This is a genomic window from Syntrophus buswellii (genome assembly GCF_046097065.1).
Taxonomy (GTDB): domain Bacteria; phylum Desulfobacterota; class Syntrophia; order Syntrophales; family Syntrophaceae; genus Syntrophus; species Syntrophus buswellii.
Genome location: NZ_CP175563.1, coordinates 542,416 through 558,793, shown reverse-complemented (window position 1 = coordinate 558,793; position 16,378 = coordinate 542,416). Strand labels below are relative to the sequence as shown.

Here is a 16,378-nt window from a genome sequence, read left to right as displayed (position 1 = left end):
TATCCGGGCAGGAACGCCTCGACGCGACATTGGCATGGAAGACGTCTGCTTTCCCGGAGTGCAGCAGTACTCCGCGTGCGCCTTTCCGCAGGGAGGGAGGCTGGCGGCGTGACTGAACTGGAGCCCATCCGGGCCTTTCTGGCCATCGAGCCGCCGGAGTCCGTGCGCCAGGCGGCAGCCACCCTGCAAAGCCGCCTGCGATACAGCCTGTCCGGCGCACTCGGTTGGGTCCGTCCGGAAGGCATGCATCTGACGCTGAAATTTTTTGGAAACATTTCCGAAGGAGACATTCCCCGGATTTCCGCCGCTGTCGAACCGGTCACGGCCCGCTTTGCCCCCCTGAATCTGGAGGTGCGGCGGCTTGGCCTTTTCCCCGATTCCAGGCGTCCGCGCGTTCTCTGGCTGGGCCTGTCAGGGGACCTGGGCGCCCTTAAGGCCCTTCAGGAAGAAGTGGACAGAGAGCTGGCCCGCTTCGGGTTTCAGCGGGAGGAGCGCCCGTTTCGTGCCCATCTGACGCTGGCCCGGATAAAATCGGCCCGAGGGTTGTCCGGCCTTGACCGGGTCATGAACAAAGCCGAGGCCTTCGAGGCAGGCCGTTTTCAGGCCGTCAGCCTGACCCTTTTCCGGAGTCGTTTGACTCCCCGGGGAGCCGTCTACAGTAAACTGGCGGACTATCCCTTCCTCAGCGGCGGAGAATTTGCATCGAGAAGCTGAAAAAATTTCACCTGTATTAATGCAGGATACTCGCGAACAGGAGATTCCCAATATTTCGTAATTTTTCCGGAGGTCATCATGGGCACAGATGGAGATAGAGCAAAGGCGGTGGATCTGGCGATCAGCCAGATTGAAAGGCAGTTCGGCAAGGGTTCGATCATGCGGCTGGGGGCCAAAGAGAAGATCGAGGACATTGCGGTCATTCCGACCGGTTCACTCAGTCTGGATATCGCCCTTGGCATCGGCGGCGTTCCGCGGGGACGGATCATCGAGATCTTCGGCCCCGAATCCGGAGGCAAAACGACCCTGGCCCTGCATATCATTGCTGAAGCTCAGAAAAAAAACGGGCTGGCGGCTTTTATCGACGCCGAGCACGCCCTGGACGTCTCCTATGCCCGGAAGATCGGCGTCAACACCGACGATCTGCTCATTTCCCAGCCGGATACCGGCGAGCAGGCCCTGGAGATAGCGGAAACCCTGGTTCGAAGCGGCGCCCTGGACGTTCTCGTCGTGGATTCCGTGGCCGCTCTGGTCCCCAAGGCGGAAATCGAAGGGGAAATGGGCGATGCCCAGATGGGGCTGCAGGCCCGGCTGATGTCCCAGGCGCTGCGCAAGCTCACGGGCAGCATCAGCAAATCGAACACAACGGTGATCTTCATCAACCAGTTGCGAATGAAGATCGGGGTGTTTTTCGGTAACCCGGAAACGACGACCGGGGGAAACGCCTTGAAGTTCTATTCATCCATGCGCCTGGACATCCGCAAGTCCGGTTCCATCAAATCGGGGCAGGATGTCATCGGCATGCGCACCAAGGTCAAGGTTGTGAAAAACAAAGTGGCTCCGCCCTTCCGGGAGACGGAATTCGATATCCTGTTCGGCGAGGGGATTTCCCAGACCGGGGACATCCTCGACCTGGCGGCGGAGAGCAACATCGTGGAAAAGAGCGGCGCCTGGTATTCCTATGAGGGGGAACGCCTTGGCCAGGGCAGGGACAATACCAGAAACTTCTTAAAAGAAAATCCCGATCTTCTGGCCCGCATTGAGGAGCAGGTGAGAATCAAATACGGCCTGAATCCCCGGCAGCCGGCTCCGGAAGAACCCGCTGGATGATCGACGACGTCCTTCCAGGGAAAGATCCCAGGGAAAAAGCGCGGCAAAAGGCCTGGCGTTTGCTGCAAATCCGGCCTCACAGTGAACGGGAGCTCTGGAAAAAGCTCCGGGACAGGGGCTTTCCACCGGAAGTCCTGGCGGACGTCTTCCAGGAGCTCAAAGACTACCGCTATCTGGATGATGCCGCTTATGCCCGCCTGAAGGCCCGGCATCTAGCCGTGGACCGGCTGCTTGGCGACCGCCGCATTGAGCTGGCCCTGCGCGAGAAGGGACTGGATGCGGACCTCATCGCCGTGGCCATCGGGGAAACCCGCCAGGACTTTCCCGAAGCGGAGGCGTTGCAGCGCTTGATTTTCCGTATGCTGAAAGGTGGTCCGCCGCCCGGACCGGGGAATCGGCATTTTCAAAAAATCGTCCGGAGTCTGGAGGGAAAGGGGTTTCCCATCGACCAGATCTTCAAGATTTTAAAGAGCATAAAAGAGGAGGAAGAGTTGAATGATTCTATCGGGGCGTGATATTCGCGAAAGTTTTTTAAGATTTTTTGAGGAAAAGAGTCACACGCGGGTCAGCAGTTCATCCCTGATCCCCAAGGACGATCCGACGCTCCTTTTCACCAATGCCGGGATGGTTCAATTCAAGAACGCCTTCCTGGGACTCGAAGACCGGGGCTACACCCGCGCCGCCTCCTGCCAGAAATGCGTCCGGGCGGGGGGGAAGCACAACGACCTGGAAAATGTCGGCTTTACCGCACGCCATCACACCTTCTTCGAGATGCTGGGCAATTTTTCCTTCGGCGACTACTTCAAAAGGGAAGCCATCTCCTTGGCCTGGGAATACCTTACCGAAGTCATGAAGCTTCCCAGGGAGCGGCTCTGGGTGACCGTTTATCTGGATGATGACGAAGCGTACCGGATCTGGCAGGACGAGATGCACATCCCGGCGGAGCGCATCGTCCGGCTGGGGGAAAAGAGCAACTTCTGGATGATGGGAGAAACCGGCCCCTGCGGTCCCTGCTCGGAAATCATCTACGACCAGGGCGAGGGAACCGGTTGCGGCCGTCCCGACTGCCACATCGAATGCGGCTGCGACCGCTACCTGGAGGTCTGGAATCTGGTCTTTACCCAGTTTGACCGGGATGAAACGGGAACGCTCACCCCGCTTCCCAAACCGAACATCGACACCGGCATGGGGCTGGAGCGCCTTGTCGCCGTCGTCCAGGGTGCAAAGAGCAACTACGACACCGATCTGTTCGCCCCGTTGATCGCAGCCATCACCGAAACGGCCAATCGGCCCTACGGGGTGAATGAGGAAGACGATGTATCGATCCGCGTCATTGCCGACCACAGCCGATCCGTCACGTTTCTCATCGGAGACGGTATCCTCCCCTCCAATGAGGGCCGGGGCTACGTCCTGAGGCGCATTCTAAGGCGGGCCGCGCGGCACGGAAAATTGCTGGGCCTGAATCGGCCCTTTCTCCACGCGATGGCGGCGATCGTTATCAAGGAAATGAAGGGCGCCTACCCGGATCTCTGTGACAAGGAATCCTATATCACAAAAGTTATTCTCAACGAGGAACAGCGCTTCATGGAAACCCTCGACGCCGGCCTGAAAATTCTCCAGGACGAGGTCGCCAGGCTGAAAACAGCAGGCAAGACCGTCATTCCGGGGGACATTGTTTTCCGCCTCTATGACACCTTCGGCTTTCCCACGGACCTGACCGCCGATATCGTGCGCCGCGACGGATTGACCCTTGATGAAGAGGGCTTCCAGAAGGCCATGGAGATTCAGCGGGAAAAGGCCCGGGAATCCTGGAAAGGCAGCGGCGAGGAGGCCGTTTCCATCCTGTACCAGAAGCTTCCCGGACAGGGAATTTCCACGGTCTTTGTGGGCTATGAAGGCGTCTGCACAGCAGAATCGAGGGTGACGGCCCTGCTGAACAAAGACGGCCTCGCCGAGGAGCTGGGGGAGGGCGAGGAAGGGGAAGTCATCGTCGCCGAAACCCCCTTCTACGGGGAGATCGGCGGGCAGATCGGAGATACGGGAGCGATCGAGGGGAAGGATTTCGTCTTCGACGTCCTTGACACCCGGCGCCCCCTGGACAACCTCATCTCCCATGTCGGCAGGGTCCGCACAGGGCGGATCAGGAAGGGAGATTCCGTCAATCTGACCGTCGCCGAAGAAAAGCGCCGGGCCACGGAGGCCAATCATTCAGGAACCCACGTGCTTCAGGCTGCCATGAAGCGGGTTCTGGGGGATCACATCAAGCAGTCCGGCTCGCTGGTCACCTCAGAACGGCTTCGCTTTGACTTCACCCACTTTTCCAGGATAGAGGACGACGAACTGGAGAGGATCGAAACCCTGGCCAATGCGGTGATCCGAAGGAATATGCCTGTCGTTACCCAGGTCCTTCCCATTGAAGAGGCTTTGAAAACCGGAGCCACGGCCGTCTTCGATGAAAAATACGGCGACCGCGTGCGGGTCGTTCGAATGGGCGACTTCAGCATGGAGCTCTGCGGCGGGACGCACATCCGGAGGACGGGAGACATAGGGTTCCTGAAGATACTTCACGAATCCGCCATTGCTGCCGGCGTGCGCCGCATCGAAGCCGTCACAGGCGGTGAGGCCGTCAAATACGCCCGTCGGGTCGAAAACGAATTGAAAAAGGCTGCAAATCTCCTCAAGTCCAATCCCTCGGAGCTTTCGGAACGCGTGGAGAAGCTGGTCAAAAACCAGAAGGAGATGGAAAAGGAGTTGGAGACGTTCAAAAGCCGGCTGGCCGCCAAGGATTCGGCCGACCTGCTCAGCCAGGCGAAGGAGATCGGGGGAATTAAGGTTCTTACCGCCGCCGTGAACGCGCCCGACGCCAAGACCCTCCGTGATTTCGGGGATAAGCTGAGGGATCGCCTCCAGTCCGGAATCATCCTGATCGGCAGCAGGGCGGAGGGAAAGGCCATGCTGCTGTGCCTGGTTACGAAGGATCTGACGGACCGCTACTCCGCCGGCAATATCATTCGGGAGATCGCCCCCATCGTCGGCGGCAGGGGCGGAGGCCGTCCGGATATGGCCCAGGCCGGCGGCCCGAATCCGGAAAATCTGGAACAGGCCTTGAAGCGCCTGGAAGAACTGATTTAGATCGGATAGGGATACCGGGGGAAATTCGGCCTTTTCAAATGGTGCCGGTTCCCCTGAAAAATAAAAAACGGTCCGAATGGATCAGGACCTTGCCTGACTTCTTCGGACCGTTTGATTATTCTATCGTCTGCTAGGTTAGTGCTTGGCCTTTTCTTCCACTTTCGCAGCGGTGTCCTTCACTGCCGCAGCGGTGCCTTCAACTCCCTTCTTGACAGCATCCTTAGCTTTTTCAGCACCTTCGCCGATCTTCTCTCCAACCTTTCCCGCAGCGTCTTTTGTAGCTTCAGCACCTTCTTCAACCTTCTTACCGGCATCCTGTACAGCATCCTTTGTTGCTTCAACCGCTTTATCAGCTTCCTTTCCGGCCTGCTCCATGGGACCTTCCTGCTTCTGACAGCCGGACACTCCAACAACAAATACCAGAACAACCATTACAGAAAACATGCCCTTCAACAATGCTACAATCGTTCTTTTCATGCTGATCCTCCTTTTATTGTCGGTAATTGGTGGATAAGATACAACAGGTTCAAATCGAAAATCAAGCAATAAAGATGTTTAAGCAATCCCGGTACCCTGCCGGACAGGTCATTTGCTTATTTTCAACCCTTCACGTTATCGGCTGTCCACGGTTGAATTGCTTCATGGCTGTCATGTTTTCTCCTCTGTTTCACTTCCCAGACAAAGCGCGCTTCACCTCTGCATAAAGATAGGTCACCTCTTCATCGGGTAGCCCCGCACCAAAGGCCAGCCGTCCCGTCCGGTGCTTGACGATAACCCCGGTGGACCTGTTCAGCCGGACCAGCGCCTTCAGCCAGCGGGGCGGAACCGGCGGCTGCGTCCCCAGATGGGGCCGGCGTGGAGGGCTCCCGGCAGAATCCATGGCCTTTTCCAACAGGCCGGAGGCGGTGCTGTAATCGAGGTCCACAATCTCCCCTGCCGGGAGCGTTGTCACCGATTTTTTCCAGGCCCCCTGCTGCGTCAAGCGCAGTTCCTGCGATGTGGCGATTATTTCCGTATAGCTTCGCAGCGCATTCACGATGTTGGAGATGAAACGGAAGAGGGGAATCAATCCGAACAGGATCAAGGCAAACCCCAGGAAAAACATCTGGACCGGAACGGGTGTCCGGGTGCGGTCGAAGAACTCCAGAAAACCCGGTCCGAAATAGAGAAGCACTCCCACTGAAATCGCAACGGGAAGAAGGAGGGTCCATTTGAAGCCGTCCCCGGGAATTCGAATAAGAACGCCGCCGGGAATCATCTCAACCCGGCTGCGCAGAGAAACCGGCCGCGTTGGCTCCTCCGTGCCGGACATTCGCCCCTGGATCCTCTCCGCCAGGGACTGCCGAAGCTCTCCGCTCTCCAGGACCGTCTTGTGGTCGCTTGTCGCCTCTTCCAGCGGCACCCGGAGCAGCTCGGCCAGGTGTACGGCCAACTGACGGGATTCACCGTAGCTGGAACCATTCTTGAGTTGAACATCGGGACAGATGGCATCTCCCTTGAGGACAATGGGATATGTATCGGGAGAATCGGAATCGCCGGATGAAAGCCCCAGTTCGACGCTTCTGAAGGACTCCAGGCGGAAATTTTCACTCTTTATCGGCATAATCAGCCACCAGCGGCGCGTCAACGTCCCTCTGGCGGCATCAAGAGTAATCCGGGTTCGTGAGAAAACGAGACAGCCACCCACAGAAGCAAAGGCCAGCCCCATGGCGATCAGTAGCGGCTTCCCCCACCAGTCCATGGATTGGGCGTTTTCCAGGGGAATCAGGCCGAGGCCAGCAAGGGTCAGAAAGATCCCCGCCGCGAAAAAGAGCAAACCGAAGAGGGTCAGACAGCCGCCTCCTTCCCGAATTTCCAGGCAGTCTCCCGAGATCCGCTCAAAGGACATTCCACTGGTTTTCCGCAAAGATGAACTCATTCTTTTACTGTCCGGAAACGGCACAGGATCGTCCCCACCCTCTAAAATGACGGAAAAGGCGCACTTCTCCGTGATGGACTTCCGTGACAGCATAAATCGGGCCTGTTATAACGCTAAGCCGACTTTCACGAAAGATCATGCTCCGCCGCTTTACGGCTGGACCAAGTAGCTGTTCCGTTGGAAGTGATGGCGATCGTTCGGTCAATAAAACGGGAGGGTGCTTCGAGTTTCTTCAGATGATTCACGCAACGGCTTAGCGCCATCCCCGATGAGGATGAAATGGTCTCGTTTCATGGGCACGGGGTCCGCTTTATGGCCGTTTTTCGGAGGCCCCCTGTCCGATAAGTCACTGTTTTCAGTCTTTTTCTCAACAAGTCGATGGCTGGCGCTGCCTGCAGGAAAATCTCCTCCGCCTTTCCAAAATCAAGCATTCGCACATCCTGGATCTGCGGCTGAACATAAATATCGGGCTTGCAGTGCTTCATCTTTTCCGCAATGGCTGAAGCCTGCATGATATTGAAAGCCCGCAGAACAGACTCAAGAGCGCCGGGAATTTCTCCTTTTCCATGGTTGCGCACCTTGCTCACATCCACGGCGATGGTGAAATCGGCCCGCTCTAAAAGGTGGTCGTAGGGCACCAGGTTAACGACGCCTCCATCCACAAGGACTCTCCCCTCGATGGACGCCGGGGCAAAGACCCCCGGCACAGCCATCGTGGCCTGCAGCGCAGGGATCAGATCGCCTTTCTCAAACACGATCTCCTCCGCAGTCCAATAGTCCGCGGCAATGACCAAAAGAGGAACCTCCAATTCTTCGAAAGTCCGAATCCTTATCTCGCTGAAGAGATACTCCAAAAATCCCTGCGTTTGAATGAACCCGCCGCGTGGAAATTCCGCGGAAAGGGCCGTGACCCATTTCAAGAGATGGTTTTTTTTCGCCATGATGTCCCGCCAGGTATCATCTTTCAGGATGAGGTGCCTGCTGATGCGTTCTCTGATCTCCCTGCCGGACATCCCGGAGGCATACAGCGCGCCGATAACCGCACCCATGCTGGTTCCTGCGATAATGCACGGCTTGATGCCTAAATCATCGAGCGTCTCCAGGACAGGAATATGCACCAAAGCTCGAACGCCGCCACCTCCCAAAGCCAAGCCGATTTTCATGGTCCCCCTTTTTTCAGTAGAATAGAACGCCGAAATCAACGGCGGCTGTAAGATCTCCGATGTTTTAAAAAACTCGTATAGTCCTGGTTTCTTGACTCTTGATACCATTGAATGCGCCGCCCGTCTTTCCGGGTCGGCACGAGTAAAATATCATGAGGAGCCTCTCATGAAATCTGAAGCAAAAGATTCTTTCAAGGGGCCTAAAATTGGCTCCAACTCTGATGGATCAACTGTTTTTGCAGAGAGCCCTTTTTGCTGCCCTTGATTTTTAAAGGCATCATCCGCTGGAGAGTTTCCAGTTAAGATTAACATGTCCGCCCACTGGTTTTTGGCCTCAAATGCTGTTTGAAATAATTCTTTTAAATCCTTTTCTTGGGGCGCTTCATCCACGACACGGAATAAAACATGCCCCAATACATAACAGCTGGCGGCATCCACCAATACATAAACATCGTAAGGTTCATCCTGGATAAACAAGAAACGTTCATTAATTCTGACTGCAATCCATGCTTCATTTACTCGAAATTGATCCGGGGTAATCATTTATATCCCATCCTTCTGCTGTTCAATTTATCGAGACTCTCAAAACAGTCCCAAATGTTTCTGAGTGGCAGATCAGACAGACAGATGATGCAATGCCGCTCTATTTCTGTTCCGTAACGTGCTTCGCTGAGAAACCGGCGATCTGTCCAACGCGGTTCGTTCAAAACGCGGACAACGCTTTCCTGTTGCCTTATCGGTTGAGGAAGCAAGAAAAACACTCATATAATGTCTGGAAAAATCGCCTGATTCGGGAGGTTCAGGGGCTTCTTGGGCATAAAAATGTCGAAACGACCAATGACCAATGGTGGACCAATGATCTTGCCCACGTGCTGAGACAGGACTGGAGCGTCTAAAAGCCCATTGGATGACCTGTTCGGGAAAGACAAAAGCCATATGTGAAAAGATTGCAGAGTTCTTCCTTGTGGCAATCGGAAACTGATGCAAGGTGACCTTACCATCCCGGCCGGGTGGTCAGAGGTCTATGGCGCTAGGCCACTTTCCAGGTCGTCCCGGTCGGGGTGTCCTTCAGGACAATCCCTTTTTCCGTCAGAATTTTACGGATTTCGTCAGCCCGCTGCCAGTTCTTTTCTGTTCTGGCCGCCCAGCGCTCGGCAATGAGCTGTTCAATCTCGGCGGGTTCGATGCCCCGTTTGCGGGTTTCCCGTTCGCGGTCCCTCTGGAAATAGAGATCGGGATCCTCCTGGAACAGCCCCAGGACGTAACCGATCTCCTTGATCGTCTTTTCCGCCAGCGCCAGGACGTTGCGTCCCGCATCGGACCTGGCAGCTTTCGCATCACTCAGGAATGCGTTGAGCTGGCGGGCGGCATCAAAAAGGTACCCGATGGCCCGGGCGGTGTTTAAATCATCGTCCATGGCCTCGACAAAACGATCCGGCAAACTCTGAATAAGGGTGAAGAGCTCAGCCGTTTTTCCCGACAGGGATTCGGGCGAAGGGGGCGCGGAATCCCCCCCGGATGCCGCTAGAAGGTCCGAAATGGCCTTCAGGGCTGTGTAGAACCGATCCATGCCCTGGCGCGCCTCCGACAGGGATTCCTCGGAAAAATCCACAGCGCTGCGGTAGTGGCTCTGGAGCATGAACAGTCGGATGGCCTCGGCGGAGTAGCGGGACAACATCTCCTGAATGGAAAAGACATTCCCCAGCGACTTGGACATCTTTTCGCTGTTGATCTTCACAAAGCCGTTATGAACCCACAGATTGGCCAGCGGCTTGCCCGTGGCCCCCTCGGACTGGGCGATTTCATTTTCATGATGGGGGAAAACCAGATCCTCGCCGCCGCCATGGATGTCAAAGCTGTCGCCGAGATACTTCTGGCTCATCACGGAGCACTCGATGTGCCAACCCGGCCGTCCCGGCCCCCAGGGGCTGTCCCAGGCAGGTTCATTGGGTTTGCTGGCCTTCCAGAGGGCAAAGTCCATGGGATTGTTCTTTTGCTCATCGACATCGATCCGGGCACCGGCCATCATGTCTTCCAATTGGCGCCCTGAAAGCTTTCCATAACCGGGGAACCGCTCCACGGCATAATAGACGTTGCCGTTCACGGCATAGGCCAGTCCGCGCTCCACGAGCTTTTCAATGAGCCTGATCATTCCGTCGATGTGTTCCGTCGCCCGTGGAGTGACCGTCGGCCGAAGAACCCCCAGGCCCGACATGTCTTCATCGTGGGCGGCGATATAGCGGTTGGAGATATCATAGATGCTCACCCCTTCCGCATTGGCGCGGGCGATGATCTTGTCGTCGACATCGGTATAATTCTTGACATAGATGACTTCGTAACCCCGGTACTCCAGGTATCTTCTCAGGACGTCAAAGACAACGGCCGACCGGGCATGACCCACGTGGCAGATGTCGTAGACGGTGATTCCGCACACATAGAGTCCGACCCGCCCCTCCTGAAGGGGAACAAGGACTTCCTTTCTGTTTCTAAGGGTGTTGTAAAGCTTCAAAGTCATGGAATCCTCCGCGTAAAAACGCCTTTTGAGACCATTCAGCGGGTCATGCCGGATCTCAGGGGAACAGAGCAATCATCTCGAGCCCCATGTCCTCCGGAAATCCACAGAGTATATTCATATTCTGGATGGCCTGACCGGCCGCGCCCTTCACCAGATTATCAATGGCCGAGACGACGATCAGGCGATGGGTCCGGGGATCGACAGCGGTGCCGATATCGCAGTAGTTGGAGCCGCGGACGAAGGCCACATTTGGAAATGTTCCCGGCCGGCATATCCGGACAAAGCGTTCTCCCGCATAAAAGTCCCGGTAAATTTCCGATAGTTCCGCTGAGGTCACCTCTCGGGTGAGCGTCGCATAGATGGTGCTCAGAATGCCCCGATCAATGGGAAGGAGGTGCGGGGTGAAGGAGATGTTCATCTCCTCACCGGCCAGGCGGCTCAACTCCTGTTCGATCTCGGGTGTGTGGCGATGGCTGCCGACCTTGTAGGCCTTGAACGCTTCGTTGACTTCGCAGAAGAGAGACCCTACCTGGGGTTCACGGCCGGCGCCGCTGGTGCCGGATTTGGAATCCACGATCACAGATGCCGGGTCAATGAGCTTGTTTTTCAAGGCGGGGGCCATTCCAAGGATGACGCTTGTCGGGTAACAGCCGGGGTTTGCCACAAAACGGGTCTTTGCCACTTCCTCCCGATACAGCTCCGGAATTCCGTAAACGGCCTCTGGAACGAGGTGAGGGGAAGCATGTTTTCCGTACCAGGATTCGTAAACGGCGATGTCCCGCAACCGATAGTCCGCGCTGAGATCGACTACCTTTTTCCCGCTTTCCCAGAAAAGCGGGGCAACCTTCATGGATTCGCTGTGGGGCAGCGCCAGAAAAATCACGTCGGCCAGTTCAGTGACCTCCTGCGGCGAAGCATCCATGAAACTCAGGGAAGTCAACCCGGAAAAAACCGGATAGACATCAGCGATGGGAAGCCCGGCATACCGCCGTGAGGTAATCGCCACCACCTCAACGCCGGAGTGACGGAGAAGCAAGCGGAGGCATTCCTGGCCCGTATAACCACTGGCGCCGTAAATCCCTATTTTAATCATAGATTATCCCTCTCTCACTCTACGGTTCCTGGTTCCGATGCCGGAGCTGGGCGCTTCCGCATGGAAGAAAGAAATTCGAATGTTCGAACAGCAAAAAAAAGGGGGCCATGGCCCCCTCTGTAACGTTCTTAGCGCTTTGAAAACTGGAAGCGTTTCCGCGCACCGGGCTGGCCGTATTTCTTCCGCTCCTTCGCCCGAGGATCCCGCGTCAGAAAACCCGCTTTTTTAAGGGGGGAACGCAGGTCTGCGTCATACTCCTGAAGGGCCCTCGAAATGGCATGCTTCACGGCTCCGGCCTGACCGGCAATCCCGCCCCCTCTGACATTGACGTAACAGTCAAAGGCATCGGGCTTTCCGACAACCTCAAAGGGCTGACGAATGAGCATCTTCAGGCTTTCCCGCGGAAAATAATCATCAAAGCCCCGTTTATTGATCGTCAGCACTCCGCTGCCTTCCTTCATATAGACCCTCGCGATGGCGCTTTTCCTTCGCCCCGTCGCATAATAGCGTTTTTCTAACATACGATTCTCCACATCCGCAAATTTACAGTATTAATCATAAGCCGGGGAAGCCATCCCCGGTCCCTACAGCGAAAGCAGCTTGGGACACTGCGCTTCGTGGCGATGGTCGTTTCCGGCATAAACCTTCAACTTCTTCAACATCCGCCTTCCCAGGGAATTTTTGGGAAGCATACCCTTTACGGCCATATTCAACACTTCAACAGGCTTTTCCTTCATCATCTTGCCCGCGGTAGTCTCTTTCAATCCGCCGGGATATCCGGAATGATGATAGTACATTTTGTCGCGAAGCTTGTTGCCTGTAAGGACCATCTTCTCCGCATTGACGACAACAATAAAATCACCGGTATCCGTATGGGGCGTGTAAACAGGTTTATGTTTACCGCGAAGCCGCCTGGCAATTTCACTGGCCATTCTTCCCAGCACCTGCCCTTCGGCATCAATCAGATACCAGTCCCGTACAACTTCAGATTCCTTCGCTTGATATGTCTTCATAGAAACACCGATCCTTGAAAATTCAAAAGCACTACCTATGCAATTTCAGGATGTTTGTCAAGAGAAAAACCGAATCGGTTTCGATATTATTCCCTTTCCATCCAGAGCCCGCCTTCCAGCGCCGATACTCCCTCATCCCTGAATGCACTTAGTTTCCAATGCCATAAAGGGAAACGGACAGAAGAAAACGCTGGTCGTCACCCTCGTCTGCAAAGCCGACATCAACGCTCCAGCACTGTCTGTGATATTTTATCAGCACGGATTTTTCCACATCTTTACCGTCCTGTTCGTTCCTCTTTATGGTAAACAGGGCGTCCAGGTCGCGAGTCAATTTTGCGTTGACCCGTAAATTGATTTCTTTCACCAAATCTTCGGTATACCGATACTGCAGATGGGCCGAATCTCCCCGTTGGTCCCTCACCACGAGATCGTAGTCCGTTTTCCACCACTCCCCGTTGTTCACGTTCAGCCTGTTGCGTGCGGAAAAGGAGAGAAAGGAGCAGGGGTCCAGATTGAGTTCCATATTGAGATCCTGGAAGTGCTCATCCTCGGGCTGTCCGACCTCATGGTAATAATGCTCCACCTTATCGATCTCATAGGTCTGAAACACCTTGAATCTCAATATTTCCCTGTATGTGGTTGTCCCGTCTTCGCCCTTCATCCTCGCCGTCAGTGTGTTGGTCAGTGCATAGGTCAGCCCGTTTGTTTCATCAATCCGCTGCACATAATCCGGGGCATCATCCTGATGGGGATCAGGAATATACGCATAGGTCAATTCCGGCTTGATCACATGCCTTAGCTTGTCGAACAGCTTCCACCCGACAGAATAAATCCGGGAGAATTCCGTATTCAGATTGGCCTCCATCCTATAGACCTGGCGGTCTCCCTGGTGGGTTCCCTCGGATGAGTTCTCTTCATCATGGTCATTCCGATCCCAGATTGTCTGCTGCACACTGAATTCCGGAACAAACCGGGCATAACGCCCCAGGCGGACGGGAAGAGTAACCACCGGCTGGACATCGTACAGGTGCCCCTTCTGTCCCTCGGACCGGTAAAAATAATCGTAGGTCCCATTCACCATTCCATACAGAGGCGTTTTCAGGAGAGGCCGCCTGACGGTATAAAGAGAGATTTCCGGATATTTCTGCAGGGTTTCGTCGTTGGACGGGCTCCTGAAATCATCGGTATAGCGCGCCAGGGCCGTAATATTGTAAAGTTCCTCATCCTTCACCATCCTTACCGTGGAATCCAGGGAGTTGAGGGCCTTGTCGGCATCGAAGGAAACCTTCCTGAACCGCTGCATCGGATCGGTGGAATAGTTGCTCTTGTAATAGTTCTGAGAGGAGAAATCCTTGAAATACCAGTTGTCGGAAACTTTATTGATGTCGGTGCGCAGGTAAAAGCCCGGGCTGAAGGTGGTCTGGGAGTTGAAGTAGAAGGACCCACGCTGTTGATCAGAGTGCCAGTCACGCTTGATGGACCCGGAAGTCTCCCTGATATCCTTGGTGTCATTCAGATAGTCCGCATAAAACGTCCCATAGGTATCCGGGCTGATCATGTAACGGAATTCCACCCCTTCCTTGAAGCCGCGCTTGGACATATACCTCTGGTAAAAGGTCGCGTCAAGGTTCTTGGAGATTTCCCAGAAGAATGGAACTTCAACATCCACGCCGTGCTTATCCCGTGAATAGGCGAGGGTGGGCATCAGCAGACCGGATTGCCGGGTCGTTTTAACGGGGAAGATGAGATAGGGGGTGTAAAATATCGGCTGATCGAGAACGTTGAATTTCCCATGTTTCACGGTCCCGTACCCGTCGATCGTCACAGCCATTTCCTTGCCCGAGATGCTCCATTCCGGGATTTCTCCATCGCATGTCGTGACTTTTCCGTCAAAAATCCGGTAATGCGCCTCCCCTTCCTTTTCGATGCGAGCCCCCTTCAAATAGACATTGTTGCGTACCATGAAAATCCGCCCATTTTCAGTGGCCCCGCTTTTTGTTTCTATATTGAAGCGAAGAGTATCCCCTTGGAGAATATCCCCCCCGCTTTTCAGGACGACATGCCCTTCGGCCAACGCTTCATTCGTCGCCTTGTTCAGGGAAACACGATCCGCTTCCAGAACCCCGTCGGTAAAGCGGATGATCACATTTCCCCTGGCAAAATACGTGTCCTCATCCTTCCTGTAATCCAAGAAATCCGATTCAATATTAACCGGTCCCTGAATCTTCCGGGTCATTGCCGAAAGGTCTTCCGCGGGAAGCAAGAGGGCCAGGAACAGGAGAATTAAAAAAAGAATTCTCCCGGTTCCACCTGCATAACGGTTGAATTTCATATTCCTGATTCCGAAAGACGCGCCATTCGGGCTCATTCTCACCTTCAACGCCGACAAATGTTCAGTTTACGCTTGTTGTCAAGGAATTCTTCCTGTCGCTTCGGCCTGTTTCCGTATATCGCTTTTTGATTTCTCCGACCAGATAAAGTGAACCGGTGACACAGATCAGGTCATCCTCTTCTGCAAGAGACAGGGCTCTTTGCAGTGCCTCCAGGCTGTCCTCCACGGCATCGGCCGCATGGCCATGATATCCTGCGATCGGGACCAACTGATCCAAGTCCACGGCTCGCCCTGTCTTCGGCTTGGTAAAAATGACATGGTGAAAAAAAGGCAGCAGTTTTTTCAGCATCATGGGATAATCCTTATCAGCAAGAACACCGAAGACGAGCAGCCGGCGCCTGTCTCCGCGGCGGCTCCGAAGAGCTTCGCAGAGCGCACTGGCCCCTGCCGGATTGTGAGCCCCGTCGACGAGGACGGTGGGCCTCTCCTGGAGAATCTCCAGGCGCCCTTCCCATTTTGCCCCGGCCAGCCCCATACGCATGTCCTGTTCATCTACCCTTCGCCCCTTGATGGCCATGAGCTCCGCCGCAGCCAGGGCAAGAGCCGCATTCCTGAGCTGATGCGCACCGGATAACGGGCAGGTAAGGTGAGGGATCTTACAGCCTATACCTGAATAGGAAAAGGCTCCAGCCCCTTTCGATCGAATCCGTATCTCCTTTCCCAGCCGGAAAAAGGGGATCCCCTTTTTCCGGCACGCCTCCGTCAGAATGCCAAGGACCGCCCTCTGATTTGCAGCACTCACGCAGACGCTCTTTTCCTTGATGATCCCCGCCTTTTCAGCGGCGATATCCTTCAGATGGCGGCCAAGGTAGTCCTGGTGATCCTGATGAACATTCGTAATCACGGATACCTCTGGATCCACCACATTGGTCGCATCAAGGCGCCCCCCCATGCCCACTTCCAGAACGGCAGCATCCACCTTTTCCTGGAAGAAATACAGGAATGCCGCCGCCGTAAGAAATTCAAAATACGTCAGAGATTCTTCAAGACAGCTGCGGACGATCTCGATGCACTCCTGCATTCTCTTTTCAGAAATCAGGCGATCGTTGATTTTGATCCGCTCGCAGATGTCGATCAGGTGAGGAGACGTATAAGTCCCGATTTTGAACCCGCTGTGCCCCAGGATAGATGACAGAATGGCGGCAACAGACCCTTTTCCGTTGGTTCCTCCAATCAGAACCGCGGGATATGCCCGTTGCGGATTGCCGATTCTTTCGAGAAGGCGCGTGATGGGCCCCAGGCCAAGGTGAACGACATCCGAGTTCAAATCCGGCAATATCGGGAGCCTGCTGTTCTTGCCCATTCGTCAATTCCGGTCTTTCTTTCAA

14 protein-coding genes are annotated in these 16,378 nt (G+C 55.0%); 4 read left to right on the top strand and 10 right to left on the bottom strand.

The features are described 5' to 3' along the window. Nucleotides 1-108 precede the first annotated feature (108 nt). The 4 genes from thpR to alaS all read left to right on the top strand — a co-directional run bounded on the left by thpR (nucleotide 109) and on the right by alaS (nucleotide 4,956). Complete coding sequence (thpR, locus tag ACJ77P_RS02580) at nucleotides 109-714, top strand: RNA 2',3'-cyclic phosphodiesterase (protein ID WP_367360646.1); 606 nt, start codon at nucleotides 109-111, stop codon at nucleotides 712-714. 78 nt (nucleotides 715-792) lie between these two features. Beyond that, nucleotides 793-1,824, top strand: a complete 1,032-nt coding sequence (recA, locus tag ACJ77P_RS02575; protein WP_408998891.1) for a recombinase RecA — start codon at nucleotides 793-795, stop codon at nucleotides 1,822-1,824. Then, nucleotides 1,821-2,339 carry a regulatory protein RecX gene (locus ACJ77P_RS02570; RefSeq protein WP_367360648.1) on the top strand — a complete coding sequence of 173 codons (519 nt, stop codon included), beginning with the start codon at nucleotides 1,821-1,823 and terminating at the stop codon, nucleotides 2,337-2,339. The genes recA and ACJ77P_RS02570 overlap by 4 nt, the downstream gene beginning before the upstream one ends. Continuing rightward, the gene (gene alaS, locus ACJ77P_RS02565) at nucleotides 2,320-4,956 is read left to right on the top strand and encodes an alanine--tRNA ligase (RefSeq protein ID WP_408998890.1); all 2,637 of its coding nucleotides are present in this window, start codon (nucleotides 2,320-2,322) and stop codon (nucleotides 4,954-4,956) included. Before ACJ77P_RS02570 ends, alaS begins: the two co-directional genes overlap by 20 nt. A 135-nt stretch (nucleotides 4,957-5,091) precedes the next feature. On the opposite strand, the gene ACJ77P_RS02560 is transcribed toward alaS, so the two are convergent. The 10 genes from ACJ77P_RS02560 to ACJ77P_RS02515 form a co-directional block, all read right to left on the bottom strand. Next, nucleotides 5,092-5,433 (bottom strand): hypothetical protein, encoded by a 342-nt coding sequence (locus ACJ77P_RS02560; protein WP_367360650.1) that lies wholly within the window; start codon nucleotides 5,431-5,433, stop codon nucleotides 5,092-5,094. A 190-nt stretch (nucleotides 5,434-5,623) separates the two neighbouring features. Continuing rightward, nucleotides 5,624-6,874 carry a hypothetical protein gene (locus ACJ77P_RS02555; protein WP_408998889.1) on the bottom strand — a complete coding sequence of 417 codons (1,251 nt, stop codon included), beginning with the start codon at nucleotides 6,872-6,874 and terminating at the stop codon, nucleotides 5,624-5,626. Between the two features lie 290 nt (nucleotides 6,875-7,164). Beyond that, nucleotides 7,165-8,037, bottom strand: a complete 873-nt coding sequence (locus ACJ77P_RS02550) for a patatin-like phospholipase family protein (protein ID WP_367360652.1) — start codon at nucleotides 8,035-8,037, stop codon at nucleotides 7,165-7,167. A 150-nt stretch (nucleotides 8,038-8,187) separates the two neighbouring features. Beyond that, nucleotides 8,188-8,580, bottom strand: a complete 393-nt coding sequence (locus ACJ77P_RS02545; protein ID WP_367360653.1) for a hypothetical protein — start codon at nucleotides 8,578-8,580, stop codon at nucleotides 8,188-8,190. A gap of 487 nt (nucleotides 8,581-9,067) precedes the next feature. Further along, nucleotides 9,068-10,552: a cysteine--tRNA ligase gene (cysS, locus tag ACJ77P_RS02540; protein WP_367360654.1), complete on the bottom strand. Its 1,485-nt coding sequence runs from the start codon at nucleotides 10,550-10,552 to the stop codon at nucleotides 9,068-9,070. Nucleotides 10,553-10,607: 55 nt separating this feature from the next. Next, nucleotides 10,608-11,645, bottom strand: a complete 1,038-nt coding sequence (argC, locus tag ACJ77P_RS02535; RefSeq protein ID WP_367360655.1) for an N-acetyl-gamma-glutamyl-phosphate reductase — start codon at nucleotides 11,643-11,645, stop codon at nucleotides 10,608-10,610. 128 nt (nucleotides 11,646-11,773) lie between these two features. Then, a complete protein-coding gene (gene rpsI, locus ACJ77P_RS02530) occupies nucleotides 11,774-12,166 on the bottom strand; it encodes a 30S ribosomal protein S9 (protein WP_367360656.1) in 393 nt (130 codons plus the stop codon). 63 nt (nucleotides 12,167-12,229) lie between these two features. Further along, entirely contained in the window at nucleotides 12,230-12,658 is a 429-nt protein-coding gene (rplM, locus tag ACJ77P_RS02525; protein ID WP_367360657.1) for a 50S ribosomal protein L13, read from the bottom strand. A 148-nt stretch (nucleotides 12,659-12,806) separates the two neighbouring features. Then, nucleotides 12,807-14,990 (bottom strand): LPS-assembly protein LptD, encoded by a 2,184-nt coding sequence (locus tag ACJ77P_RS02520; protein WP_367360658.1) that lies wholly within the window; start codon nucleotides 14,988-14,990, stop codon nucleotides 12,807-12,809. A gap of 61 nt (nucleotides 14,991-15,051) precedes the next feature. Beyond that, a complete protein-coding gene (locus ACJ77P_RS02515; protein ID WP_408998888.1) occupies nucleotides 15,052-16,353 on the bottom strand; it encodes a bifunctional folylpolyglutamate synthase/dihydrofolate synthase in 1,302 nt (433 codons plus the stop codon). Nucleotides 16,354-16,378 lie beyond the last annotated feature (25 nt).

Bases quoted from the DNA above. Each gene is read 5' to 3' on its own strand.
- ACJ77P_RS02555 (WP_408998889.1), bottom strand. From the start codon at position 6,874: ATGAGTTCATCTTTGCGGAAAACCAGTGGAATGTCCTTTGAGCGGATC.
- ACJ77P_RS02560 (WP_367360650.1), bottom strand. From the start codon at position 5,433: ATGAAAAGAACGATTGTAGCATTGTTGAAGGGCATGTTTTCTGTAATG.
- alaS (WP_408998890.1), top strand. From the start codon at position 2,320: ATGATTCTATCGGGGCGTGATATTCGCGAAAGTTTTTTAAGATTTTTT.
- ACJ77P_RS02520 (WP_367360658.1), bottom strand. From the start codon at position 14,990: ATGAAATTCAACCGTTATGCAGGTGGAACCGGGAGAATTCTTTTTTTA.
- recA (WP_408998891.1), top strand. From the start codon at position 793: ATGGGCACAGATGGAGATAGAGCAAAGGCGGTGGATCTGGCGATCAGC.
- ACJ77P_RS02570 (WP_367360648.1), top strand. From the start codon at position 1,821: ATGATCGACGACGTCCTTCCAGGGAAAGATCCCAGGGAAAAAGCGCGG.
- argC (WP_367360655.1), bottom strand. From the start codon at position 11,645: ATGATTAAAATAGGGATTTACGGCGCCAGTGGTTATACGGGCCAGGAA.
- rpsI (WP_367360656.1), bottom strand. From the start codon at position 12,166: ATGTTAGAAAAACGCTATTATGCGACGGGGCGAAGGAAAAGCGCCATC.
- ACJ77P_RS02545 (WP_367360653.1), bottom strand. From the start codon at position 8,580: ATGATTACCCCGGATCAATTTCGAGTAAATGAAGCATGGATTGCAGTC.
- ACJ77P_RS02550 (WP_367360652.1), bottom strand. From the start codon at position 8,037: ATGAAAATCGGCTTGGCTTTGGGAGGTGGCGGCGTTCGAGCTTTGGTG.
- ACJ77P_RS02515 (WP_408998888.1), bottom strand. From the start codon at position 16,353: ATGGGCAAGAACAGCAGGCTCCCGATATTGCCGGATTTGAACTCGGAT.
- cysS (WP_367360654.1), bottom strand. From the start codon at position 10,552: ATGACTTTGAAGCTTTACAACACCCTTAGAAACAGAAAGGAAGTCCTT.
- rplM (WP_367360657.1), bottom strand. From the start codon at position 12,658: ATGAAGACATATCAAGCGAAGGAATCTGAAGTTGTACGGGACTGGTAT.